This window comes from Pseudogemmobacter bohemicus (assembly GCF_003290025.1).
In the GTDB taxonomy this organism is placed as follows: domain Bacteria; phylum Pseudomonadota; class Alphaproteobacteria; order Rhodobacterales; family Rhodobacteraceae; genus Pseudogemmobacter; species Pseudogemmobacter bohemicus.
On record NZ_QNHG01000001.1, the window covers coordinates 660,689 to 684,771 of the forward strand.

26 protein-coding genes, 1 tRNA gene and 2 pseudogenes are annotated in these 24,083 nt (G+C 62.5%); 12 read left to right on the forward strand and 17 right to left on the reverse strand.

Translation table 11 applies throughout. The features are described 5' to 3' along the window. Positions 1 to 189: 189 nt before the first annotated feature. From DRF71_RS03155 to DRF71_RS03190, 9 genes and pseudogenes are all read right to left on the reverse strand, one after another. Positions 190 to 744: pseudogene (locus DRF71_RS03155) on the reverse strand (IS66 family transposase); the annotation flags it as partial. A gap of 56 nt (positions 745 to 800) precedes the next feature. Further along, complete coding sequence (tnpB, locus tag DRF71_RS27165) at positions 801 to 962, reverse strand: IS66 family insertion sequence element accessory protein TnpB (protein ID WP_157970900.1); 162 nt, start codon at positions 960 to 962, stop codon at positions 801 to 803. Positions 963 to 1,314: 352 nt separating this feature from the next. Then, positions 1,315 to 1,417: pseudogene (locus DRF71_RS29325) on the reverse strand (IS5/IS1182 family transposase); the annotation flags it as partial. Between the two features lie 69 nt (positions 1,418 to 1,486). Next, entirely contained in the window at positions 1,487 to 2,359 is an 873-nt protein-coding gene (locus DRF71_RS03165) for a DUF481 domain-containing protein (protein WP_112309120.1), read from the reverse strand. A gap of 213 nt (positions 2,360 to 2,572) precedes the next feature. Next, positions 2,573 to 3,460, reverse strand: a complete 888-nt coding sequence (locus DRF71_RS03170; protein WP_112309121.1) for a LysR family transcriptional regulator — start codon at positions 3,458 to 3,460, stop codon at positions 2,573 to 2,575. A 655-nt stretch (positions 3,461 to 4,115) separates the two neighbouring features. Further along, positions 4,116 to 4,262 carry a hypothetical protein gene (locus DRF71_RS27170; protein ID WP_157970901.1) on the reverse strand — a complete coding sequence of 49 codons (147 nt, stop codon included), beginning with the start codon at positions 4,260 to 4,262 and terminating at the stop codon, positions 4,116 to 4,118. A 563-nt stretch (positions 4,263 to 4,825) separates the two neighbouring features. Continuing rightward, complete coding sequence (gene typA / locus DRF71_RS03180) at positions 4,826 to 6,643, reverse strand: translational GTPase TypA (RefSeq protein ID WP_112309948.1); 1,818 nt, start codon at positions 6,641 to 6,643, stop codon at positions 4,826 to 4,828. A gap of 58 nt (positions 6,644 to 6,701) precedes the next feature. Then, entirely contained in the window at positions 6,702 to 7,316 is a 615-nt protein-coding gene (locus DRF71_RS03185; RefSeq protein ID WP_112309123.1) for a YitT family protein, read from the reverse strand. Positions 7,317 to 7,391: 75 nt separating this feature from the next. Further along, positions 7,392 to 7,994 (reverse strand): YitT family protein, encoded by a 603-nt coding sequence (locus DRF71_RS03190; RefSeq protein ID WP_112309124.1) that lies wholly within the window; start codon positions 7,992 to 7,994, stop codon positions 7,392 to 7,394. A gap of 210 nt (positions 7,995 to 8,204) precedes the next feature. On the opposite strand from DRF71_RS03190, the gene DRF71_RS03195 reads away from it, so the two are divergent. Next, complete coding sequence (locus DRF71_RS03195; protein ID WP_112309125.1) at positions 8,205 to 8,705, forward strand: hypothetical protein; 501 nt, start codon at positions 8,205 to 8,207, stop codon at positions 8,703 to 8,705. A 94-nt stretch (positions 8,706 to 8,799) separates the two neighbouring features. Here the strand turns inward: DRF71_RS03195 and DRF71_RS03200 are convergent, their stop codons facing one another. From DRF71_RS03200 to DRF71_RS03225, 6 genes are all read right to left on the reverse strand, one after another. Continuing rightward, a complete protein-coding gene (locus DRF71_RS03200) occupies positions 8,800 to 10,014 on the reverse strand; it encodes an NADP-dependent isocitrate dehydrogenase (RefSeq protein WP_112309949.1) in 1,215 nt (404 codons plus the stop codon). Between the two features lie 92 nt (positions 10,015 to 10,106). After that, positions 10,107 to 10,616 (reverse strand): hypothetical protein, encoded by a 510-nt coding sequence (locus DRF71_RS03205; protein ID WP_112309126.1) that lies wholly within the window; start codon positions 10,614 to 10,616, stop codon positions 10,107 to 10,109. A 3-nt stretch (positions 10,617 to 10,619) separates the two neighbouring features. Then, on the reverse strand, positions 10,620 to 11,273 hold the full coding sequence (locus tag DRF71_RS03210) for an HD domain-containing protein (RefSeq protein WP_112309127.1): 654 nt from the start codon (positions 11,271 to 11,273) through the stop codon (positions 10,620 to 10,622). A 60-nt stretch (positions 11,274 to 11,333) separates the two neighbouring features. Then, positions 11,334 to 12,083, reverse strand: a complete 750-nt coding sequence (map, locus tag DRF71_RS03215) for a type I methionyl aminopeptidase (protein ID WP_112309128.1) — start codon at positions 12,081 to 12,083, stop codon at positions 11,334 to 11,336. Positions 12,084 to 12,211: 128 nt separating this feature from the next. After that, on the reverse strand, positions 12,212 to 12,481 hold the full coding sequence (locus DRF71_RS03220) for a hypothetical protein (protein ID WP_112309129.1): 270 nt from the start codon (positions 12,479 to 12,481) through the stop codon (positions 12,212 to 12,214). Beyond that, complete coding sequence (locus tag DRF71_RS03225) at positions 12,481 to 13,140, reverse strand: alpha/beta hydrolase (protein WP_112309130.1); 660 nt, start codon at positions 13,138 to 13,140, stop codon at positions 12,481 to 12,483. Before DRF71_RS03225 ends, DRF71_RS03220 begins: the two co-directional genes overlap by 1 nt. Before the next feature lie 292 nt (positions 13,141 to 13,432). On the opposite strand from DRF71_RS03225, the gene iscR reads away from it, so the two are divergent. The 11 genes from iscR to DRF71_RS03280 all read left to right on the forward strand — a co-directional run bounded on the left by iscR (position 13,433) and on the right by DRF71_RS03280 (position 21,987). After that, positions 13,433 to 13,942: a Fe-S cluster assembly transcriptional regulator IscR gene (gene iscR / locus DRF71_RS03230; RefSeq protein ID WP_112309131.1), complete on the forward strand. Its 510-nt coding sequence runs from the start codon at positions 13,433 to 13,435 to the stop codon at positions 13,940 to 13,942. Positions 13,943 to 14,054: 112 nt separating this feature from the next. Further along, positions 14,055 to 15,113, forward strand: a complete 1,059-nt coding sequence (locus DRF71_RS03235) for a cysteine desulfurase family protein (RefSeq protein WP_112309132.1) — start codon at positions 14,055 to 14,057, stop codon at positions 15,111 to 15,113. A 31-nt stretch (positions 15,114 to 15,144) separates the two neighbouring features. Beyond that, positions 15,145 to 16,695: a Fe-S cluster assembly protein SufB gene (gene sufB, locus DRF71_RS03240; protein ID WP_112309950.1), complete on the forward strand. Its 1,551-nt coding sequence runs from the start codon at positions 15,145 to 15,147 to the stop codon at positions 16,693 to 16,695. After that, positions 16,695 to 16,874, forward strand: coding sequence for a hypothetical protein (locus DRF71_RS03245; protein ID WP_112309133.1), 180 nt, complete (start codon positions 16,695 to 16,697; stop codon positions 16,872 to 16,874). Before sufB ends, DRF71_RS03245 begins: the two co-directional genes overlap by 1 nt. Positions 16,875 to 16,878: 4 nt before the next feature. Continuing rightward, on the forward strand, positions 16,879 to 17,463 hold the full coding sequence (locus tag DRF71_RS03250; protein WP_232831275.1) for a hypothetical protein: 585 nt from the start codon (positions 16,879 to 16,881) through the stop codon (positions 17,461 to 17,463). 10 nt (positions 17,464 to 17,473) lie between these two features. Then, the gene (gene sufC, locus DRF71_RS03255) at positions 17,474 to 18,229 is read left to right on the forward strand and encodes a Fe-S cluster assembly ATPase SufC (RefSeq protein ID WP_112309134.1); all 756 of its coding nucleotides are present in this window, start codon (positions 17,474 to 17,476) and stop codon (positions 18,227 to 18,229) included. Further along, a complete protein-coding gene (sufD, locus tag DRF71_RS03260) occupies positions 18,229 to 19,500 on the forward strand; it encodes a Fe-S cluster assembly protein SufD (protein WP_112309135.1) in 1,272 nt (423 codons plus the stop codon). The genes sufC and sufD overlap by 1 nt, the downstream gene beginning before the upstream one ends. 38 nt (positions 19,501 to 19,538) lie before the next feature. Further along, positions 19,539 to 20,054 carry a YIP1 family protein gene (locus DRF71_RS03265; protein WP_112309136.1) on the forward strand — a complete coding sequence of 172 codons (516 nt, stop codon included), beginning with the start codon at positions 19,539 to 19,541 and terminating at the stop codon, positions 20,052 to 20,054. Beyond that, positions 20,051 to 20,641: a Yip1 family protein gene (locus DRF71_RS03270; RefSeq protein WP_112309137.1), complete on the forward strand. Its 591-nt coding sequence runs from the start codon at positions 20,051 to 20,053 to the stop codon at positions 20,639 to 20,641. Before DRF71_RS03265 ends, DRF71_RS03270 begins: the two co-directional genes overlap by 4 nt. Further along, positions 20,631 to 21,854 carry a cysteine desulfurase gene (locus DRF71_RS03275; RefSeq protein ID WP_112309138.1) on the forward strand — a complete coding sequence of 408 codons (1,224 nt, stop codon included), beginning with the start codon at positions 20,631 to 20,633 and terminating at the stop codon, positions 21,852 to 21,854. The genes DRF71_RS03270 and DRF71_RS03275 overlap by 11 nt, the downstream gene beginning before the upstream one ends. A 56-nt stretch (positions 21,855 to 21,910) precedes the next feature. Continuing rightward, positions 21,911 to 21,987: transfer RNA gene (locus DRF71_RS03280), tRNA-Arg, on the forward strand. A 398-nt stretch (positions 21,988 to 22,385) separates the two neighbouring features. Here DRF71_RS03280 and DRF71_RS03285 read toward each other — a convergent pair. After that, on the reverse strand, positions 22,386 to 23,261 hold the full coding sequence (locus DRF71_RS03285; protein ID WP_112309139.1) for a terminase gpA endonuclease subunit: 876 nt from the start codon (positions 23,259 to 23,261) through the stop codon (positions 22,386 to 22,388). Next, the gene (locus DRF71_RS03290; protein WP_112309140.1) at positions 23,150 to 24,082 is read right to left on the reverse strand and encodes a phage terminase large subunit family protein; all 933 of its coding nucleotides are present in this window, start codon (positions 24,080 to 24,082) and stop codon (positions 23,150 to 23,152) included. The genes DRF71_RS03285 and DRF71_RS03290 overlap by 112 nt, the downstream gene beginning before the upstream one ends. Between the last annotated feature and the right edge of the window lies 1 nt (position 24,083).

The following is a 24,083-nucleotide window of genomic DNA, read 5'->3' on the forward strand; positions in this document are numbered from 1 at the left end:
CCGGCTTTGTTGCGCTGTTCTGATTGAGGCGGCAGGTATCCCTTTCCCGGCTATCGTCAGCGCATGGGGAAGGTTCCGGGCGTGCCGGGTGGCATAAAGCGGTTCACGCGGAGCTGGCGAACGCCCCCGGTTGGGGAGAGGCTGCGGCCCGATGGTAAGCGTTCGCTGGCCCCGACTGGCGGCTTAGCTTTACGGCTTGAAGTTCCATTGCAGGGGATCGTCGATGTCGCTTTGCGGATGGCCTTTGGCGATCGCAGTGAGGGTGGCCTTGAGACAGACGAAGGGCTCTATGCCGTTGATCTTGCAGGTTTCGATCAGCGAAGCGATGCGGCCCCAGGCGATGCCGCCTTCGTCGTGACCGGCGAAGAGGGTATTCTTGCGATTGAGGGTGATAGGGCGGATCAGATTTTCGACCCTGTTGGAGACGATCTCGACCCGGCCGTCCTGCAGGAAGGTTTGCAATCCGTCCCAGTGGGTATGGATGCAGACCAGCTTTTCGCCCAGGCGTGATTTGGTGGAGATCTTGCGGCGTTGCACCTGGAGCCATTCGCCGAAGGCCGCTACCAGCGGCGCGGTGCGGGCCTGGCGGGCGGACAGACGCTGGCCGGACGAGACGCCACGGATATCGGCCTCGACGGTATAGAATTCGGCGATACGGCGCAGACCCCCGGCGGCGATATCCGAGCCGTCGCGGGCGAAGACCTCTTTCAGTTTTCGCCTTGCATCTGCCCGGCAATGGGCCAGGTGACGCTCGCCTCCTCCAGTCGCTTGCAGGCCATCACCAGACCCGTGCCATCCCACTAAAGCAGCTTCAGCCTGTCAGCCCGGCGCGAGCGGAACACAAACACCGTGCCCGTGCCCGTGCCCGTGCCCGTGAACGGATCCTTGCGCCGCACCGATGACAGCAGTGCAGCCAGGCCGTCATGCCCCTTCCGGAAGTCGACCGGCTTCGTCGCGACCATGATCCGCACCCGGTTCAAGGGGAACATCATGGGCTGGCAGCCAGGGCGCGCACGACCGACGCAATCCGCTCCGCCGAGGCTCCGGTTTCCAAACGGATCACCACCGCGCCCGCGATGATCTCGGGCCGCTCCACAGCGCACAACCCCGCAACAGAATAGCATGGTCGCGCGCGTGATCCGGACGCTGAAAGCGCAGCTGGCCCATCGCCAGCACGCCGCACAGATGACAGGAAGACGGGATTGCCTTCCGCAACCATCGGCAACCGCATCAGGCGCTGAACATGAAAACGACAGCACAGCCATTCGACTTAGCGGCTTAACCCGAGCAGAACCCGGGCGGCAGTTCAGTCGAGGCGACCGGGCCGGCGGTGACAAACAGGCTGATCGGGCGGCCTTGCGCAGCGGCAACGGTGTGGAGTTTGGTGTTCCATGCCACCCCTGGTGCGACCGATCAGACAAATGCGCGGCGGTCTTGTCAGAGACCGCCGCCTGGGAGAGGAAGCCCCCCATTTTCGTCACGAGGCTCAGAAACCGAAAACCAGTGACAGGCCGAGTTTGTTATCCGTGCGGATGGCCCGGCTGTCATTGTATTCGGTCAGGTAGCTCACCCGGGTCGAGATCGCATCCGTCACCTTGAAATTGATGCCGAAATCATTGTTCGCCCGCAGCGCGCTATCCGAGTTCAGAACATCCGTGTCATTGGTAAAGAACACATTGTCGTTGATCTTGTAGTAGAAGCGCGACGAGGCGATGTAGCCGGTCTCGGTATTCGACTCTCCGGCGCCGTTTTTCAGATAGCTGACGCCGATACCGGCCTGGACGCGCCAGGTCATGTCCTGCTCATTGATGATGCGATAACCCGGACCCACGCCAAGGAACGCATCCTGTTTGGTCTTGTCCGACAGCAGCACACCATCGGTCACTTCCTGCGCCGTCAGCCGATCGGCCATACCATCCGAGACCACACGCCCCAGCACAAAGCCGTAGAAGCGGTCGTTGAAGGAATAATTCGCGTCATAGATCGCGAAGACATCCTTCTTGGTCGACTGGTTGTCGGCCTCGGAATAATCCAGCACGGCACCGATGGTCTGGCTGAAGACACCCGCGCCATGGCGCAGCCGCAGACCGATGGTCAGGTCCTGCGATTCATTATTGCCGGTCTTGCCGGAATAGCCGATCGAGGCCGATCCCGAGAAGCCCTGACGGAAATCCGGGCTGCCGAAACGGGCATTGTCCTCGGCGCGGGCCATGTCGCGCGCGACATCGCGTTCAACATCCTCGATCTGGTCATCCAGCGACGAGATTCCGACGATATCGGTCTGTGCGAAAGCGGGCACTGTCAGTCCGAGCGCCAGGACCGGCGCCAGGAGGGCCGAGGTCTGATACAGCGGTTTCATGGCAAATCCTTTCACGGTTTACATCCGTCCCCACTCCGGGGCGGCTGGTGAGAAGGAATTGGCGGTTTTCCCGGGAATCGGAACATTCAGGAAACTTGAGGCATCCCCGAGAATTACTCGTGGAACCGGATCGCCGCTGGTGAAACGGAAAATCCCGGGCCAGGTGGTCGAATATTTATTGTTTAAATACAAATTGATAGATTGCGTTTCGGCTCAGGTCTCGCGCTGCGCCAGCACCTCGGCATTGGTATCCACAGCCCAGGCCGCCGCCTGCAGCAGTGTTTCCTTCGCAACACAAAGCAGCTTCTCGCCGATGTCATCGCGCCACAAAGACCAGACCGGAAGATTGAAAACCGGCGCATCCGCCACCGGGTAAAGCTGCGACAGGTCGAGAAAGCGCTTGGCGTGGCGGGCAGGCAGATAGGCGGCAAAGGGGCGGGTCTGGATGAAAAGCGCCGCCAGCGAGCCGAATGCCAGTTGCAGGCGGGTGCCATGCAGCGCGGGCAGCGCCTCTTCGTGAAAGCGGATGAATTCCGGCCCCCAATCCACCAGCGCGTAGTTCTCGCTCAGCTCTGCGGTGGTCAGCCCGGCACGCGACGAGACCATCACAAGCTGGTCATCCAGCAGCTGCTCGGCATGGATGCCCGGCCGGTTCGCAATCGAATAGGACAGCGCGACGTCTATCCCCCCTTGCAGCAGATTCTGGGTCAGGGTCTCTGCCCGCGCCATTTCGGCACGCAACGCAAGGTCCGGCAGGCGGGCCCGCAGCAAATCCATCCAGCCAAATCCGAGCCGTGGCCAGAGGGAGGGTTCAGACCCGATCACCAGCCTGAACCCGTCCTCACCCGTCGCCGAGACCCTGAGGCGCGCCTGTTCCCAGTTTCGCAGGATCGTGATGGCAAAACCGCGAAACTCGCGCCCTGCCGCCGTCAGCGCTACGCCATCCTTGGACCGGGTAAAAAGCGGTCTCCCCAACTGGTCTTCAAGCCGCTGGATACGCAGACTGACGGCCGATTGGGTGACGAAGAGCCGCTCTGAAGCCGCAGCGAAGGATCCGGTTTCTGCTGTTTCCATAAAGGTCCGGACAAGTTGCAGTTCCATAACCGGCTACCCCACTCTGAGAAATCAACAGTTCGCCTCGCCGGAAGTCAGATGTCAACGAACAGCCCGCCAGCGTGAGCGCATCCATGCCGGATCTGTATCGCAAGGCAAGCCATCGGCTCCGGGGGGCAAAGGAAAATCCGGCGGCTCTTTGAATGGGGCTGTGGGCCAGATTAACCTTGGCGCTGTGATCGTCCCCGGTTGATGCCCGGCCCGGTTCTGGCCCTCATCGGCGACCATCGGGGCCTGCCGGTATCCGGGGCTCCGGACATGGCCCATGGCCTCTTCATCCTCCGGGATATTGATCACGCGATACCGGGGGGCGCGTGCGGTGCGTGCTTTGTGGTGCTGGAGGGGGTGGTGCAGAGCGTGATGAAATGAGGACCCGCCGCGCGAACACTGCCCCGGAGAACCCCGGAGAGCCCCGCAGCCCCGGCAATCGCCGCGGGCAGCGCCGGCAGATCCAGCGACAGGACGTGGCTGGTGACGGCTCAGCCGGAGATCAGCCCAACGGCGGCGGCCGGGATCGGGGAGGGGACGCAGATCGCCATGCGGACAATGAAGGTGTTCAGGGACGGGCTCCTTTTGTCATGCTGAGAAAGGCGGCCCGGGTCATGGACCCGCAGGGGCAGTTGTCGGCGGGCCAGGAAGGCGATCAGGGCGGCGTGATCTTCGGCGCTGAAATGCCATCTGCCACCATGCCGGGCAGGGATTGCGCCTCACGCAGATCCGGGACGGTCGGGCCCTGCCAGATGGTCGGGCGCGCCGCCGGCGCCGGGGCAGAGCGGGTTCGCCCCGGCATGGCAATCCCGACCTCCCGCCGCAGCGCGTTGCCGGGCGCAATGGGGCGGCCGATGCCGCCGCGCGTCGGATCATCGGAATGCCATTTGTTGCACTGCCTGACGCTCAGGGCGTATGGCTCAGCGCTGTGCGCCGCGTGACCGGGATACCGACAGATCGCCGCCTTGATCCGTGAGGTGGGGCTTGTTGATCCGGCTGATCCGGACGCCCCTGGGCGGTGGGTGGACGCATGCGACAGCGCCCGTGGCAGCTATGGCGCCTCTGGCGCTGGATACGGAGGAGGAGGGATGCCGCTGGCCAGGTCCTGCCGTCGCTGATCGGTGCTTTTCGGCACGGGTTTCGGGCAGCTGTCGCTCGCGGCTGTCCATATGCGGCGAGAAGGGAATGGCGGTGCGCGAAGGGGGGCGTAGCATCGAAGGCTGCACTGTCGACAGCGGATGCAGCAGCTTACTGCCCTTACAGGCCGGCGTCTGAATAGCTGCGGAAACGACCGCCGGCACAGTTCGGATGCGGGAGCACCCTGATGCCGGCGGTCGCTGAATTTAAGGCGGAGGACGGCTGCGATCAGCCTTCGCGGCTCATGCGTTTGCGCTCATGCGGGTCGAGATAGCGTTTGCGGATCCGGATGATCTTCGGCGTCACTTCGACCAGCTCATCGTCCTGGATATAGGCGATGCTTTCCTCAAGGCTCATCCGCACCGGGGTGGTGAGGCGGACGGCCTCGTCGGTGCCCGATGCGCGGACGTTGGTGAGCTGCTTGCCGCGGATCGGGTTGATTTCCAGATCATTGTCGCGGTTGTGTTCGCCGAGGATCATGCCGGTATAGACAGCTTCCTGCGCGCCGATGAAGAAATGGCCGCGATCTTCCAGCTTCCACAGCGCGTAAGACACCGAAACGCCATTCTCCATCGAGATCAGCACTCCCTGGCGGCGACCCTGGATCGGGCCCTTATGAGGCACCCAGCCGTGGAAGATGCGGTTCAGCACACCCGAGCCGCGCGTATCGGTCAGGAACTGGCCCTGATAGCCGATCAGCCCGCGCGAGGGCACATGCGCGATGATCCGGGTCTTGCCGACGCCGGCGGGTTTCATCTCGACCAGATCGCCTTTGCGCTCTCCGGTCAGCTTTTCAATGACGACGCCGGAATATTCATCATCGACATCGACGATGACTTCCTCGACCGGCTCCATCCGGGTGCCGTTCTCTTCCCTGAAGATCACGCGCGGGCGGGAGATCGACAGCTCGAACCCTTCGCGGCGCATGTTTTCGATCAACACGCCCATCTGCAATTCGCCACGGCCCGAGACCTCGAAGGCGTCGCCGCCGGGGGTGTCGGCGATCTTGATCGCGACGTTCTGCTCGGCCTCTTTCATCAGACGGTCGCGGATGACGCGGCTTTGCACCTTGGTGCCATCTTTGCCCGCCAGGGGCGAATCGTTGATGCCGAAGGTCACGGTGATGGTCGGCGGATCAATCGGCTGGGCGGGAAGGGCGGTGTCGATTTCCAGCGCGCAAAGCGTGTCGGCCACGGTCGGTTTGGTCATGCCGGCAAGGGTCACGATATCGCCGGCGACGGCCTCATCAATCGGGGTCTGGGCGATGCCGCGGAAGGCGAGAATCTTGGTGACGCGGAACTGCTCGATGCGCTCGCCATCCCGGGTCAGCGCTTTGAGCGAGGCACCCGCCTGGATGGTGCCCGATTCCACGCGGCCCGTCAGCAGACGGCCAAGGAAAGGATCGGCCGAAAGCGTGGTCGCCAGCATCGAGAAGGGCTCGCTGACCTTGGCGATCTGCGCCGGGGCGGGGACGTGTTTGATGACCAGCTCGAACAGAGCGTTCAGATCCTTGCGCGGACCATCAAGCGAATCATCGGCCCAGCCAGCGCGGCCCGAGGCATAAAGATGCGGGAAATCAAGCTGTTCGTCGGTGGCGCCAAGGTTCGCGAAGAGGTCGAACACCTCGTTCAGCGCGCGCTCGGGCTCGGCATCGGGCTTGTCGACCTTGTTCAGCACCACGATCGGGCGCAGGCCAAGCGCCAGCGCTTTCGAGGTCACGAATTTGGTCTGCGGCATCGGGCCTTCTGCGGCGTCGACCAGCAGAACCACACCATCGACCATGTTCAGGATCCGCTCCACCTCGCCGCCGAAATCGGCGTGGCCGGGGGTATCGACGATATTGATGCGCAACCCGTTCCACTCGACCGAAGTGGCTTTGGCGAGAATGGTGATGCCGCGCTCGCGTTCGATGTCATTGCTGTCCATCACGCGCTCGGTCGTGGCCTGGCCTTCGCGGTAGGTGCCCGACTGTTTCAGAAGTTCGTCGACCAGGGTGGTCTTGCCGTGGTCAACGTGGGCGATGATCGCGATGTTGCGAAGGTCCATAAGGCTGTCCTGTTTGCTGCGCTGCCGCGAATACACCGGTTTTCAGCGATTGGCTAGGTCAGCTTGCGACATACCAGTCGCGGCGGTGGTTGAAGGTGATTACCGCGTTCAGGATTGCCGCACCCAGCAGCGACCAGGCAACCAGGGCTGCGGGCATCAGTGCCAGGGCTGCGCAAAACAGGATCAGGTCATGGATGATCTGCGTCCAGCCGGCGCGAAAGCCGGTCTTGTCCTGTATGATCAGCGCGAGGATCGAGATGCCGCCAAGGCTGCCGGAATGTCGGAACAGCCCCAGCAGACCAACGCCGGTCGAGATGCCGAACAAAACCGCCGCCGCCGCCGGATGGATGGAGCCGATCTGCAGGATGGGCTTCAGCGCCTCGGCCATCAGCGAGACAAGCGTAACCGTGGCCGCGCTTTTTATGCAGAATACCGGGCCGCGTGCGATCCAGGCAAAGGCGAAGAAGGGCAGGTTCATCAGGAAGAAGGTGACCGAGAAATTCCAGCCAAAGATATAAGAGAGGATCAGCGCCGTTCCCGCCGTGCCGCCTGTCACCAGCCCCGCCGCGCGCAGGAGATGGATCCCCAGGGCGGCCTGCGCCGAGGCGATCACGAGGCCCTGGATATCCTCGAAGGTGGTATAGTGATGGCGTGATGTTAGGTCAGCTTCCATGACCTTATTCTGCGCCTGTCCGGGGCGCGGGTCTATTGCACAATCCGCGGGCCGGCTCTGCAATGCGGGAATGGGTCAGATGGCGATATAGCGGTCGCGGCGGTGATTGATGGCCAGAACCAGGTTCAGGATCACCACGCCGGGCAGCGACCACAAGACGCGATCCGCCGGGATCCAGAGCAGCGCTACCGCAAACAGCATGAGATCAAAGATCATCTGCGCCCAGCCGGCGCGAAAGCCGGTCCGGTCCTGGAGCATCAGCGCGACGATGCCGATGCCGCCAAGGCTTGATCCGTGGCGGAACAGCGCGAGTAAGCCGGCACCGGTGACAAAGCCGAACAACACCCCGGCGAGCAGCGGATGCAGGGTGTCAAAGCTCAGATAATGCGGCATGACCTGCGCGAATACCGACAGTAGCGCCACAGAGATCAGGCTTTTGATCGTAAAGCGCAGCCCGATGCGGCGATAGCCGAACCAGTAAAAGGGCAGGTTGATCAGGAAGAACACCGCGCCAAAGCCCCAGCCCGAAGCGTAAGAGATCACCAGCGCAAGCCCTGCCGTCTGGCCGGTGATCAGCCCGGAATGTGTCAGGAACTGCAACCCGAGCGCGCACATCAATGTGCCGAAAATCAGGCCCTGGGCGTCATCGGCAAGGGAATGCTGTGCGGGATTTGACATGCGCGCCTCGCTATCGGGATCACCTGCTGCCTGCAACCCTTCCTTGCGGTGCCCTGCCGGCCAGCCGGGCTGCCGAGGCTGCAATCACCGCAAATGCCCCGGTTTTGGAAGCGGCCTGCCGACATGAACTTGCCGGGTTCCAGTCATGGTTGCACCAGTTTGACAGGGTAGAGCCGGTTTACAAAGAAACGTATTCAGGATTGGTCAACCATGTTTTCATTGCGTCTTTTCGCAGCTCTGGGCGGCTGTCTTGTCGTGGCGGCCTGTGGTGGTCCCGAAAGCTATGCGCGGCAGGCTTTGCCGGAAACCGTGCAGCGCAATGCGATCCTTGAATGCCAGGCCGAAGCAGGCATGAACAAGCCCGAAGCAATCCAGAAGCTTGATTTGCGCTCTGGCGCATCGCGGGATGTTTTTATGACAAATACTTACGGGGTTACGCTGGGGCAGGCCCGGGCGATCAATCAATGCAAACAGGCAAAGCTTGATGCGCGTATTGCCTCGGGGCTGGGCGGTTCCAGCCTGCCTGCAGGGGAGCCCGCCACTGCCATTCCCAGCATCGACACGCGATTGCGTGGGGCCAATGTCACACCGGCCCCCTTGGGAGGCAATAGCCCGACCGCAGGTGCCGGGGCTTCGCCTCCGGCGTCGGAGGAATGCCGGGCAGGGGGCGGCGTTTTCCAGGGCGGAGCGGCATACTGCCTGAAAAACTGACCGGGCGGCTTGCGTACTGAAAATCATGCCGCAAAAAGCGGGGTGCCATCGGTTGCACCCCGCCTTGTTCCTGTGATTGCGACCTGTTGCAGGCTCAGCCCGCCAGCGCCTTGTTCAGATAGTGGTCAACCTTTTCGAGGTAACCGATGGTCGTCAGCCATTTCTGATCGGGGCCGACCAGCAGCGCGAGGTCTTTGGTCATAAACCCGTCCTCGACCGTCTGGACGCAGACTTTCTCCAGCGTCTCGGCGAAGCGTGTCAGCGGCGCATTGTCATCAAGCTTTGCGCGATGCTTCAGCCCGCCGGTCCAGGCGAAGATCGAGGCGATGGAGTTGGTCGAGGTCTGCTTGCCGGCCTGGTGCTGGCGGTAGTGCCGCGTCACGGTCCCATGCGCGGCCTCGGCCTCAACGGTTTTGCCGTCCGGTGTCAGCAGGATCGAGGTCATCAGCCCGAGCGAGCCGAAGCCCTGCGCCACGGTATCGGACTGCACATCGCCATCGTAATTCTTGCAGGCCCAGATATAGCCGCCCGACCATTTCAGCGCCGAGGCCACCATATCGTCGATCAGCCGGTGCTCGTAATGGATGCCCATGGCCTTGAACTGATCCTCGAATTCTTCGGCATAGACCTGGGCAAAGAGATCCTTGAAGCGGCCGTCATAGGCTTTGAGGATGGTGTTTTTGGTCGAAAGATAGACCGGCCAGCCCTTGATCAGCCCGTAATTGAACGAGGCGCGCGCAAAATCGATGATCGACTGGTCGAGGTTATACATCCCCATCGCCACACCCGCCGCCGGCGCGTCGAAGACGTCATATTCCTGGGTGGTGCCGTCTTCGCCCACGAATTTCATCGTGATCTTTCCGGGGCCGGGAAAGCGGAAATCGGTCGCCTTATACTGATCGCCGAAAGCATGGCGGCCGACCACAATGGGTTTTGTCCAGCCCGGCACCAGGCGCGGCACGTTCTTGCAGATGATCGGCTCGCGGAAGATCACGCCGCCGAGGATGTTGCGGATGGTGCCATTCGGGCTTTTCCACATCTTTTTCAGGCCGAATTCCTCGACCCGCGCCTCATCCGGGGTGATGGTCGCGCATTTGACGCCGACGCCGTATTTCCGGATCGCATGGGCGGCATCGACGGTGATCTGGTCTTCGGTGCGATCACGCTCCTCTATGCCGAGATCATAATACTTCAGATCAATATCGAGATAGGGGAGGATCAGCTTTTGTTTGATGAAATCCCAGATGATCCGGGTCATCTCATCGCCGTCAAGCTCCACCACCGGGTTGGCCACCTTGATCCTGGTCATCATACGCCCTTTCGACCTGGGTTACGCCCTGGCCCGTGTCTAGCGTGGATCGGGGGAAAGAACCAGATAGTATGCGACGGTATACCGAAATTTCATCGGCCTTTCACCTCGTATTGTCGCACCAGAAGCGCGGCTGCCCGTTTTGCGATCTTCTTCTGACGAGTGCCGCTGAGCGCTGCGGGCGAGGCGAGCCATTTCTGTTCAAGGAGGAAGAGCGGGAAGAGGAGGAGGAGCCGGAAAAGCCAGAGCACCAGCAGCACCGGCAGCAAGATGGCCGACAAGAGCCGCGCCGCCCACCCAGGCGCTCCGGCCCGCATCGGTCGGTGGAGGAAGACCGAAACCGTCTCGGGCCAGTCGCCAAAGGGGGCGAGCGGCGCGTAGAATAACGGGATCGTGACGGGCGCCAGCTGGGTGATCGAGAGGCAATGATGCCCGGTGCCGATCCGGTCGGTCAGGGTGAGGCGTTCTTCGCCCCCATCCGGGGCAGGGCGCTGCCAGATCCCCTGGCCCTGCTCGCGAAAGCCTGCGGATTTCAGAACGGGGAGGACCGCGCTGTGGATCTCCTCCTTCAGCAAAAGCTGCGGCGTCACCCGCTTTGCCATGGCTCAGCCCCGGTGGTCGAACCAGGGCCGGGCTTTCGCGGCCACCCAGTCCCAGATCCGGGGGGCGCCACGGGCGATTTTCTGTCCCACCCGCGCGGTCAGCTGATCCCAGGTGACGTTATAGCTGCTCCAGGTGCCGCCGCCGGATTGCAGATTGGCCAGCACCGGCTGCACCCGGTCGAGCGATTTGGCAAAGACCGCATCCGGAGTCTCGGATGCCTCGAATTCGTCCCAGAGCGCCCGGAAAGCGGTGGCCTGATCGGCGGGAAGCAGGCCGAAGATGCGCCCGGCGGCGCGCTGTTCTGCCTGGATCGTGTCGCTGCTGGCATGGGCCTGACCGCCGGCGGAATGGATCGGCACATCGCCGGTGTCGATCTCGACAAGATCATGCAGGATCAGCATGCGGATCACGCGGTCGATCCGCACGCCCTCGGGCGCCTGATCGGCCAGCACCATCGCGTAAAGCGCCAGATGCCAGGAATGTTCGCCGGAATTCTCGCGCCGCGATCCATCGCAAAGCGTGGTGGCGCGCAGCACCGATTTCAGCCGGTCAGCCTCGTTCAGAAAGGCGAACTGGGCATCAAGTCGGGGATCGGTGCCTGTGGGTTGAGCTGCGGGCAGCTTTTCGGCGGGAAGGGGATGGGGCAGGGTGTCCATGCGGCAGTCATCGCGTGAAACCCCGGCTCTGGCAAGCAGGGCCGCAAATGGCTCGTGGGCTCAGCCGGGCAGGGTCACGATGATCGGAGCGCCGGCCGTCGCCACCACCGTATGCTCATATTGCACCACCGGCGCCATCGGCGTGCTGTAAAGCGTCCAGCCATCCTCGCCATTATCGGCCCAGAGCCCGCCGGTCGACAGAAACGGCTCTACCGTCAGCACAAGGCCCTTTTCGATCCGGCGCCGGTCGCCGCGGGTGGGCCAGGTGGCGATCTCTTTCGGATCCTCATGCAAGCCGCGACCGATGCCATGGCTCGCCAGGTTGCGGATCAGCGTATAGCCGCGCTTTTCGGCGAATTTGCCGACCGCATTGCCGATCCCGGCCAGCGGTTTGCCGGCACCGACCTCGGCGATGCCGGTCTCCATCGCACGGCGCCCGTCGCGGCAGAGCCGGCTCAGGGGGCTGCGGACCGGTTCCAGCTGCCAGCTTGAGCCGGTATCTGCGAAGAAGCCGTTTTTCGAGGCGGAGACATCTATATTGATCAGATCGCCCGCCTGGATCACCCTTGGGCCGGGGATGCCATGGGCGATTTCCTCATTGACGCTGATGCAGGTGGCGCCGGGGAAGTCATAACAGGAGCGTGGCGCCGATACCGCGCCCTCGCATTCCAGCATCCGTGCGCCCAGATCATCCAGCTCGGCGGTGGTCATGCCCGGCTCCAGCGCCTTTGCCATGGCCAGCATGGTGTTGGCGACGATGCGGCCAATATGCTGCAGCCCTTCAAGCTCGTCCTGATGGGTGATCGTCATCGCTGGTCTCCCTTGTGCTGCCGCGCGCCAGTCTCAGCCTGCCAGTCTTCAGCCTGCCAGTGGAGGCCTGACAGTGAAGGCCCGTCAGGTGGAGGCCGGCCAGTTGCGGGCCAGCCTGCAAGCGCCTGTCAGTGGCCGCTGCCGAGGCTGAGATCCCTTGGCGCATCGGGCGCCTTGCTGCCATCCCGCTTCGCCTTCAGCGCGCGGTTGAGGAAGTCGCGGCCCCGCGCCTCGGCCAGGCGGATGCGGATCGAGGTCATATAGGCCTCTTGCAGTGTTGGCGAGGCTGAAAGCAGCACCTTGCCGACCTGTTCGTAAAAGCGGTCATCCTTCAGCTCGTCCTGCGAGTCGAGCACGTCTTTCGCAAGCTTATCGGCCAGCTCCTGGATGAACGACATCAGCGGGTGCTTTCGGTCATGCGGCGCTTCACATAGCCCGAGACCGTGTCGATCATCGGCTTCATATGCGCCTCTTCATCCTTGAAGAAGTGATCGGCGCCCTCGACCTCGGTATGGGTGATGGTGATGCCCTTCTGCTCATGCAGCTTGCCGACAAGGGTGCGGGTATCTTTCGGCGGCGCCACCTTGTCGGCGGTGCCGTTGATGATCAGACCCGAAGAGGGGCAGGGCGCGAGGAAGCTGAAATCATAAAGATTCGCCGGCGGCGCGACCGAGATGAAGCCGGTGATCTCGGGGCGGCGCATCAGAAGCTGCATGCCGATCCAGGCGCCGAAAGAGAAGCCTGCGACCCAGCAATGTTTCGCATTCTGGTTCATGGATTGCAGGTAATCCAGCGCCGAGGCCGCATCCGACAGCTCGCCGATCCCCTGGTCATATTCGCCCTGGCTGCGCCCGACGCCGCGGAAATTGAACCGCAGCACATTGAAGCCCAGATTGTAGAAGGCGTAATGCAGGTTATAGGTCACCTTGTTGTTCATCGTGCCGCCATAGGCAGGATGCGGGTGCAGAACGATGGCGATCGGAGCGTCGCGTTCCTTCTGTGCGTGGTAGCGTCCCTCAAGACGTCCATCGGGGCCGGCAAAGATAACTTCGGGCATACGCTCTCGCCTGATTTGACCGGGATCGAAACTTGACGGAAACGCCCGGTTAATTTAGAACTGTTCTAAAGGGGGCAAAGCTTGTCCCCCGGATCGCATCTGAGGTAATCGTCCCGGGCTGGATCGTCAATGGATCTGCCTGGAAATGGCCGGTGCCAGTGCCACTGCCGGGAGGCTGTCGGGCCGGAAATCGGGGGATTCCGCTTAAGAGATCCGCTGATTGCTGCCTGGGCTGTGCGCCCGGGATGAATGTCGGGGATGGGGCGGCGGCGCGCTCGCAAGGAGAGCTGGAATGAAACTGTCGACGAAGGGCCGGTATGCGATGGTGGCGCTTGCCGATCTGGCCATGAACGAGGCGAAGGCGAAAGCCGCGCTGGCAAAGGCCGGGGGGGATGCGTCGGAGCCCGAAGACCTGGTGGCTCTGGCCGAGATTTCGAAGCGCCAGGATATTTCGCTGCCCTATCTGGAGCAGCTGTTCGTCAAGCTGCGCCGGGCGGGGCTGGTCGATGCGGTGCGGGGGCCTGGTGGTGGCTACCGGCTGGCGCGCTCGCCGGATTCGATCCGGGTCAGCGAGGTGTTGCAGGCGGTCGAGGAGACGGTCGATGCGATGCATACCGGCGCTGGCGCCACCGGGGGATCCTCGGGGACGCGGGCGCAATCTCTGACCAACCGGCTCTGGCAGAGCCTGTCGGCCAATGTCTATGTGTTTTTGCATCAGACCCGGCTGTCGGACGTGATCAGCAATGAGATGACACCCTGTCCGGCAGTGCCGAACCTGTTCCGGGTGGTGGATGAGGAATGAGTTTGATGCGCTCAGGGGCTGATGTCGCCGGGGGGCTGTCTGCCCCCCGCGCCGGCCGCTTTGCGTCCGGCTCCCCCCGAGGATATTTGGGGACAGATGAAAGGGGCCGGCAGTGAGCGCACGGCTTTATCTGGACTGGAATGCGACGGTGCCTTTGCGGGACGAGGCGCGGGCGGCGATGACGCTCGCGATGGATGTCATCGGCAATCCGTCTTCGGTTCACAGCGAGGGGCGGGCGGCGAAGGCGCTGATGGAGCGCGCGCGGGAGGAGATTTCTGCGGCTTTCGGCGCGGATGGGGCGGATCTGGTCTTTACCTCGGGGACGACCGAGGCTTCGGCGCTGGCTTTGGCCGGGCGCGGGCTGCATTGCGGCGGGGTCGAGCATTCGGCGGTTTCGGCCTGGTGTCACGAGGTTTTGCCGGTCTCGGGTGAGGGGCGGGTAACAGTCACTGACCCCGGGCAGAGCACGCTGCAGCTGGCCAATCCCGAGACCGGGATCGTGCAGGATCTGCCTGAGGGGCTGGCGGTGTCGGATCTGACGCAGGGCATGGGCAAGCTGCCGGTCGCTTTCAACTGGCTTGGCTGCGATATGGGGCTGGTATCGGCGCATAAATTCGGGGGGCCGCGCGGGATCGGCGCACTTTTTCTGAAGCGTGGGCTTGATGTAGAGGCAAAGCTGAAGGGCGGCGGCCAGGAGATGGGACGCCGCTCGGGCACCGAGAACCTGATCGGCATTGCCGGCATGGCGGCTGCGGCGAGGGCTGCGGCGCGTGATCTGGCCGATGGGACCTGGGAAGAGGTCGCGCGCATAAGGGATATTCTGGAATCAGCATTGTTTGCCGGCACAGAGGGCATTATCTCGGGGGGGATTATCTCCCCCTCGAAAGGCCAGGCGAGGTTGCCGAACACGCTTTGCATCGTCGCGCCGGGCTGGAAGGGCGAGACGCAGGTGATGGCGATGGATCTTGCGGGCTTCGCGGTTTCTGCGGGTTCGGCCTGTTCCTCGGGCAAGGTGCGGGGATCTAAGGTGCTGGGGGCCATGGGATACGGCGATCAGGCCGGCCACATGATCCGGATCTCTATCGGTCCGGGCGTGAGTGAAGAGAATGTGCTCAGGTTCGCGGAGGCGTGGACCAGGGCTTACGGAAAAGCCCGCGCCCGTGCCGCTTGAAGCTGGGCCGCGTGAGGATGGAGTGACCGAAATGAATACCCATGTGGCCGGAGACGATATCCGCATCCCCGATGAGGCGATCCGGGAAGGCGTGGACCGTGAGACGATTGAAACCGTCCAGGCCATGGCCGGCAAATATAAATACGGCTGGGAGACCGAAATCCCGACCGAATATGCGCCCAAAGGCCTGAATGAGGACATCGTCCGCCTGATCAGCCAGAAGAATGGCGAGCCGGAATGGATGCTGGACTGGCGCCTGAAGGCTTACCGGCGCTGGCTGGAGATGAAGGAGCCGCGTTGGGCGATGCTCAACTATCCTGAGATTGATTACCAGGATCAGTATTACTATGCGCGCCCGAAAAGCATGGCGGAAAAGCCGAAATCGCTGGACGAGGTTGATCCGAAGCTGCTGGCGACTTACGCCAAACTCGGCATCCCGCTGAAGGAGCAGGCCTTGCTGGCGGGCGTCGAGGCGCCGACCGGGTCTGAGACCGGGGGCGAGCGCAAGGTTGCGGTCGATGCGGTGTTCGATTCCGTCTCGGTCGGCACCACCTTCAAGGCGGAGCTGAAAAAGGCCGGCGTGATCTTCTGTTCGATCTCGGAAGCGGTGCGCGAATATCCTGAACTGGTTCAGAAATATCTCGGCTCGGTCGTGCCGCAATCGGACAATTTCTTTGCGACGCTGAATTCGGCGGTCTTCTCGGACGGGTCTTTCGTCTACATTCCCGAAGGCACCCGCTGCCCGATGGAGCTTTCGACCTATTTCCGCATCAATGCGGAGAATACCGGGCAGTTTGAGCGCACGCTGATCATCGCCGACAAGGGCTCTTACGTCAGCTACCTTGAGGGCTGCACCGCGCCGAAGCGTGACACCATCCAGCTGCATGCGGCGGTGGTCGAGATCGTCATCCTGGAAGATGCCGAGGTCAAATATTCCACCGTGCAGAACTGGTTCCCGGGTGATGAGGACGGAAAGGGCGGCATTTACAACTTCGTCACCAAGCGCGCCGATTGCCGGGGCGACCGGGCCAAGGTGATGTGGACGCAAGTGGAGACCGGCTCGGCCATCACCTGGAAATACCCGTCCTGCATCCTGCGCGGCAATGACACGCAGGGCGAGTTCTACTCGATCGCGATTGCGAACAACTATCAGCAGGCCGATACCGGCACCAAGATGATCCATCTGGGCAAGAACTCGAAATCGCGGATCGTGTCGAAGGGGATCTCGGCGGGCAAGGCGCAGAACACCTATCGCGGCCAGGTCTCGGTGCATCCGAAAGCCACCGGATCGCGGAACTACACCCAATGTGACAGCCTGCTGATCGGCGATCAGTGCGGTGCGCATACGGTTCCCTATATCGAGGTCAAGAACAACTCGTCCCGCTGCGAGCATGAGGCGACGACCTCGAAGGTGGATGAGGATCAGCTCTTCTATTGCCGCTCGCGCGGGATGGATGAGGAAGAGGCGGTTGCCCTAGTGGTGAACGGCTTCTGTAAGGAAGTGCTGCAAGCCCTGCCGATGGAATTCGCGATGGAGGCGCAGAGCCTTGTCGCGATCTCGCTTGAGGGATCGGTGGGCTGATGACCGGGGCGGAGATGATCGACCAGATCGTCACCCCCATCGGGGGCGGGATCGGTGCCATGCTCGGGCTGGGCATGATTGCGCGCAGACAGCCGGATGTGGCGCTGCCGCGCTTTGCGGCGCCTGGTGTGGGTGTGCTGGTGGCGCTGGCTTTGTTTGCTTTCAAACGCTGGGGCTGAACTGGTGGCGGTCCTCCTTCAGCGCCCTGATCTGACCATGCCCGAGGCGGAAGCCCTAGCCTGGGCAGCGGCCTGCGCGGATGCGCAGAGAGTGCTGGAATATGGCTCCGGTGGCTCGACGCTTGTTGCGGCAGAGGCCGGGTGTGAGGTCTGGTCGGTGGAATCGGATGGCGCCTGGGCGCAGATGATGAGGGACTGGTTTGCCGCGCATCCGGCAAAGGTCCATATCCACCATGCCGATATCGGCCCGACCAGGGAATGGGGCCATCCGGCGGATGAGGGCGCCTTTCGCCGCTGGCCGGATTATGCGTTGAAAATATGGGACTTGCCCGGATTTTCTCATCCTGATCTGGTGCTGGTCGATGGCCGCTTCCGGCTCGCCTGCTTTCTGACCGTGGCCTATCGGATCACCCGCCCGGTCACGCTGTTTTTCGACGATTACGCCCCGCGCGAGGCCTATCACAAGGCCGAAGATCTCGCGCGGCCAACCGAGATGATCGGCCGCATGGCGCGGTTTGATTTACACCCTGTACAACTGACACCGGACCGGCTGCGCGCCTACAGCCGCGCCTTGCTGCAACCGGTCTGAGGAGAGAAAAATGCTTGAGATCAAGAATCTGCATGTGAAACTTGAGGAAGAGGACAAGGTCATCCTCAAGGGCGTCGATCTGAAAATCGGACCTGGCGAAGTGCATGCGATCATGGGGCCGAACGGCTCGGGCAAGTCGACTTTGTCTTATGTTCTGGCCGGCCGTGAGGGCTATGAGGTCACCGAGGGTTCGGCCGAGCTCGACGGCGAGGAACTCCTTGAGATGGAGCCGGAAGAGCGCGCGGCGGCGGGGCTTTTCCTTGCCTTCCAATACCCGGTCGAGATCCCGGGCGTCGGCAATATGACCTTCCTGCGCACTGCGGTGAATGCACAGCGCAAGGCGCGCGGCGAAGAGGAACTCTCGGCCGGCGATTTCCTGAAAATCGTGCGCGAAAAGGCGAAAACGCTGAAGATCGACGCCGATATGCTGAAACGCCCGGTCAATGTCGGCTTCTCGGGCGGTGAGAAAAAGCGCAATGAAATCCTCCAGATGGCGATGCTGGAGCCGAAGATGTGCATCCTTGATGAGACCGATTCCGGGCTGGATGTCGATGCGATGAAACTCGTCTCGGAAGGCGTAAATGCGCTGCGCAGCGCGGGGCGGTCGTTCCTTGTGATCACCCATTACCAGCGCCTCCTCGACCATATCAAACCGGATGTCGTTCATATCATGGCGGCGGGCCGCATCATCCGCAGCGGCGGGCCGGAACTGGCGCTTGAGGTCGAGAATAACGGCTATGCCGACCTGCTTGACGGGGTGAAGTAATGGCCCTTCCCCAGGTGAAACAGGACGCGCTGGCGGCGCGTCTGAGCGGGCTGAGCGCCCCCGCAAAGGGCTGGACCCAGGCCGCGCGGGCCGCAGCGACTGATCGGCTGAACGCCCAGGGGCTGCCGACGCGGCGCGATGAATACTGGCGCTATACCGACCCGGCGCAACTGACCAGGCCGGATGTGAGTGGCGCGGCTGCCGTGCTGGCGCCGTCATTCGCGGCGCTGGATACGGTGAAGCTGGTTTTCACCGATGGCGTCTTTGATGCGGCAGCGTCAGATGATCCGGCGGCGGCGGGGGTCGAATTGCTGTCCCTTGCCGGCGCTGCCGATATCCATTGGGCACAGGGGCTTTACGGGCAGCTGGAGACGCGGGGCTCTTCTCCGGTCGAGCGCCCGCTTGCGGCCCTGAACACCGCCCATGCTCGCGAGGGCGTGCTGATCCGTGTGACCGGGCAGGCCGCAAAGCCGGTATCTCTGATTTACACGCAGAAATCAGCGGTTTCTGACGTGTTCCTGCATCATGTTGTAAAGCTGGAAGAGGGCGCGGAAATCACCCTTCTGGAAAGCGGCACCCCGGGCGCCCGGTTCAACACTGTGCTTGAGGTCGATGTGGCCTCGAATGCGCGCTTCCACCATATCCGCACGCAAGGGCCGGATGCGGACCGTCGCGGTCTCACCCATATCTTTGCCCATATGGCCGATAATGCGCTGTTCAAAAGCTTTACCCTCACCGCAGGCGGTCGTCTGACCCGCAACGAGGCGATCCTTGAGATCACCGGCGACGATTCCGTGGCGCATGTTGCCGGCACCGTGATGGGGGAAGGCCGCGATTTCCTTCAGGACGACACCATCTTCATCACCCATGCCTCTGAGCGTTGCGAGAGCCGCCAGGTCTTCCGCAAAGTGCTGAAAAACGGCGCAACCGGTGTGTTCCAGGGCAAGATCCTCGTCAAACAGGGCGCGCAAAAGACCGATGGCTATCAGATGAGCCAGTCCTTGTTGCTGGATGAGGACGCGCAGTTCCTCGCCAAGCCCGAGCTGGAAATCTATGCCGATGACGTGAAATGCAGCCACGGCTCGACTTCGGGCGCGATTGACGAGACCGCGCTTTTCTACCTGCAATCGCGGGGGCTGCCGAAACGGACCGCCCAGGCACTGCTGGTGCTGGCTTTCCTTGCCGGCACCCTGGAAGAGATCGAGGATGAGGCCATCGCGGCCGAGGTTCATGCAAGGCTGGAAGACTGGCTGCACGGGCTGGAAGACTGAGATCCGGCCACAGAGCAGTCAGAGAACAGGCAGAGCACATGTCGATCACCACCGATATCTTCCGGACCTGGACCCGCCCCGGCACGGTCATCCGCGAAAAGCTGGCAGGGGGGCCGCGCGAAGACAGGGCGCTGATCCTGTTATTCGCGGCCTGCCTGCTTTTGTTCGTGGCACAATGGCCGCGCCTCTCGCGGGAGGCTTTCCTTGCGCGTGAGGCCGCCACTGCGGCTGGAACACCCCTTGATCAGGTGCCTGGCATCCAGGCGCTGATGGGGATCAATTTCTTCGTCTTTCTCTTCGTGGTGCCGCTGATCTTTTACGGCATCGCGGCGCTTTCGGCTGGGGTGATCAGCGCCTTTGGCGGTCGGATCGATCCCTATGCGGCGCGGATTGCGCTGTTCTGGGCGCTGTTATGCACGGCGCCGCTGATGCTGTTCCAGGGGCTGCTGGCCGGTTTCAGCGGGCCTGGCCCGGCGGTGACGGTGATCGGGGTCCTGGTGGCCCTGCTGTTCCTCTGGCTCTGGGTGAAACTTCTGCGCGAGGCGATGCGGTGATCGGCTTTTTCTTCTCTACCCTGCTTTTGTCCCTGCGTGATCCGCGAGTGGGCATGCGGCAGATCCAGGCGCTGAACCGGCCTCCGGGCACGGAAATGGTGGCGCTTTTGCTGATGGCGGTGGCGTCGGCGCTTTTGATGCAGCTGAGCCTGCAGGTCCTGCCGTTTCCCGGGGGAACCCCGTTCAGCGCGCTGTTCGCCAGCCCCTTCGTGACGGTCGGGCTGCAATTCCTGACCCTGATGATCTCCGCCTTTCTCGCCTGGCTGGTTGGCGGCTGGTTCGGCGGGCGCGGCTCTTTCGCCGATGCGGTGCTGGCATTTGCCTGGCTTCAGGCGGTGATGCTGGCGGTGCAGCTGGTGCAGCTGCTGGCGCTGTTCACCCTGCCGGTGCTTTCCGGCATTATCGGCATGCTGGCCATCGGGATTTTCGTGGTGATGCTGAGCAATTTCGTCGCCGAAATCCACGGTTTCATATCGCCGCTGAAGGTCTTCCTCGCGGCCGTCATCACCTTTTTCGCAGCCGTTTTCGTGCTGACGCTGATCATCGCCCCCTTCATCCCGCCGGAGTATCTGCCGCGTGAGCTATGATGTCACAAAAATCCGCGCCGATTTCCCGATCCTCGCGCGCAGGGTGAATGACCGGCCGCTGGTCTATCTGGACAATGGCGCCTCGGCGCAAAAGCCGCAGGTGGTGATCGACGCGATCACACGGGCCTATTCCTTTGAATATGCCAATGTTCACCGGGGCCTGCACTACCTGTCGAACCACGCGACCGAGGCCTATGAGGCGGTGCGCGGCAAGATCGCCCGTTTCCTGAACGCGCCCTCGGAAGATGAGATTGTCTTCACCTCCGGCGCGACCGAGGGGATCAACCTCATCTCCTATTCCTGGGCCGCGCCACGCCTGCAGCCGGGAGATGAGATCGTGCTGAGCGTGATGGAGCATCACGCCAATATCGTCCCCTGGCATTTCCTGCGCGAACGCCAGGGCGTGGTGCTGAAATGGGTCGAGGTGGATGCCAATGGCGTCCTTGATCCTCAGGCGGTGATCGACGCGATCGGGCCGAAGACCAGACTGGTCGCTGTCAGCCATATGTCGAACGTGACCGGCACCGTGGTCGATGTGGCGACGATCTGCCAGGCGGCGCGTGCGCGCGGCGTTCCGGTGCTGGTCGATGGCAGCCAGGCCTCGGTCCATATGCCGGTCGATCTGACGGCGATGGGCTGTGATTTCTACGCCATCACCGGACACAAGCTTTATGGGCCCTCAGGGTCTGGCGCGATCTACATCTCCCACGCGCGGATGGAGGAAATGCGCCCCTTCATGGGCGGCGGCGATATGATCCGCGAGGTCCATCGCGATGCGGTCACATGGGCCGACCCGCCGATGCGCTTCGAGGCCGGCACGCCCGGCATCGTCAACCAGATCGGGCTCGGGGTGGCGCTGGATTACCTGATGGGGCTGGGGATGGAGAACATCGCCGCCCATGAACGCCGGTTGCGCGATTATGCCCGGACGCGACTGGACGGTCTCAACTGGCTGAACATCCAGGGCCAGGCGCCGGATAAAGGGGCGATCTTCAGCTTCACCCTGCAAGGGGCTGCGCATCCACATGATATCTCGACGATTCTCGATAAGAAGGGCATCGCGGTGAGGGCAGGGACCCATTGTGCCATGCCGTTGCTGGATCATTTCGGTGTCAGCGCCAGCTGCCGCGCCTCGTTCGGCCTCTATAACACCCTGGCCGAGGTGGACGCATTGGTCGAAGGCCTGGAATTCTGTCACGAACTCTTTGCGTAACCCCACGCCAGAAGCCTTGCGACATCCCGCCAGAGCGGTTATGAAGCCCGGGCGCTGCACCCGTAGCTCAGCTGGATAGAGTGCTGCCCTCCGAAGGCAGAGGTCACAGGTTCGAATCCTGTCGGGTGCGCCAATTTTATCCACTTAAGTTGTTGATCTTAAACAAGAAAATGGCATTTTTAGCCTGAATATGTAACACATTTTGTGACACATTCCGTTCACAGGGGTGCCTTGTGGGTGCCGTTTCGACCGCTATTCTTGGCGCATGACAATTTACATGCGAGCAAACACCTTCCACCTGAGAAAGCTGGTTCCGCGCCGGTTCCGGGATGTGGAACCGCGCGAGATTGTAGCATTTTCTCTTCATACCGACAGTAAGACGGTCGCAAGGCAGAAGGCTGACCAGATCTGGAATCACCTGATCGAGGGCTGGGAATCGGCCTTGCGTGGTGACAGCATAAACGGAAATGCCCGATGGGAAGCTGCGAAGGTTATCGCAAATCGGCGCGGCTTCAGCTTCCTGTCGGTTGATCAAGTCGCGGCCCTGCCGTTGGTTGATCTGTTGCGAGGGTGCAATCGGTTCCGGTTGTGGCCACGGGCGTTCCGAACCAGGTAATAGGCAACGCGCTTCTGGGCGGGGTGGTGCAGCCGGGTCTCACAGTCAGCGGGGCGCTTGAGGAGTTCTGGAAGATCGCGGCCGACCAGACCCGAGGCAAGACTGATGATCAGGTGCGCCGCTGGAAAAATCCGCGCCGCAAGGCGGTCGATAACTTCATAAAGGCAGCGGGCGATAAAGAGCAGCGTAGTCTTCGAGCTGCTGCGTTCCATGAAGGGGCGCGCGAAGCCCGGAACGCCCTTCACGTTGACGACGCGCCGGGCGAAGCGCGGGCGGCAGAAGGCGCGAACGATTTCGACGTGTCCGCCTGACCCCTCATCGACGGCAGCCGCATCGACCCCGATCGTGCCGCCGCCCGAGTGCTGCCAGCGCATTTTCAAGTGGTCGTCGAGTTCGGACCAGGGCGTGTCTGTCTCGATGCGGCCCCAGAACACCCGATGATCGAGGGTGAACACGGACCCGTCTTTAGTGTGGCCGAGAGTGACAGCTTCGAGGCGGTCGTCCTGACAGTCTACCCCCACGGTGATCAACAGCACCTCAGGCGGCAGGGCGTCGAGGCTGAACGCCTCGGCCCGCCCGCGCAGGGTCGCGTCGTCGATCTCATCGCCCTGAGTCCGCCATGGCTCTCCGAGGATCAGGTTCGTGAAGGTCTGTAAGGTTTCAGGCGCCCGTTTGGCGATCAGGAACTCAGCCGCCAGCTTGCCCCAAGCAGCGTTAGGGTGAGGCGAGACAAGGCAGTGTTGACCCGGAAGCCTGCATGGCTGCGCTGGCCCTGCGCTATGGCCCGCCAGCGGCCCTCCTGCACCATGCGGGGCTTGTGGCGCTCATGGACCACTGAGCCGCAGGAGGGGCAGACCCAATGCGCCTCCTCGGGCTTCCCGTCTGGCCACCGGATGTCCTGCCAGGCTATCTCATGGAAATCGCCACATTCGGGGCAGGGCAATTCAAAGACGCGCTGGTCAGACTGACTGTAAAGCGTCGTCACCGCCCCATGGTCGAAAATCGGGGTGCCGCCGAAGATCAGCTTGCGGTTAGAGAAGGTGAGCGTTCGCATTGTCGCGAGTTCGATGGGGCTGCCTTCGGCGCTGACTTCCCAAGCGTCGATCTCATCCCCGAAGACCACGCGTGCGCTGTGCCGGCGAAGGGTGCGGGGTGCTTTCGCTGCGAGGAACTTCAAGCTGCCTCCCGCGAACCGCCGCGCCATCATCGTGCTGCGTCCCGCCTCATCCGCTTCATCCGACATTAGCCCGCGCAGGGCGGGGCTCGCCTCCATCATGCTTTCAAACTCGACGGAGGAGTCGCGGGCATCGTCGGCGGTCGGCTGGATGTAAAGCACGGGACTGGGCTGCACCGCGACGAACGAGGCGACAATCGCGTTGCCCAGAGCGGTGAAGCCGACACGCGCGCCCTTGCCGGCTGTGATGCGCTCGATCTCGGGATCATCCACCGCATCCAGGATGCCGCGCTGATAGGACCAGAGGCGCATCCGGCCCGGCGTGGCGCTGGCGCTCGACGGGATGAAAACCGTATCCTCCACCCATTGCGACAGGGGCAGATCGGCAGGCGGCAGGAGGGCGCGAAGGGCGTTGCGGCGGACAGTCTCGATGCTCATT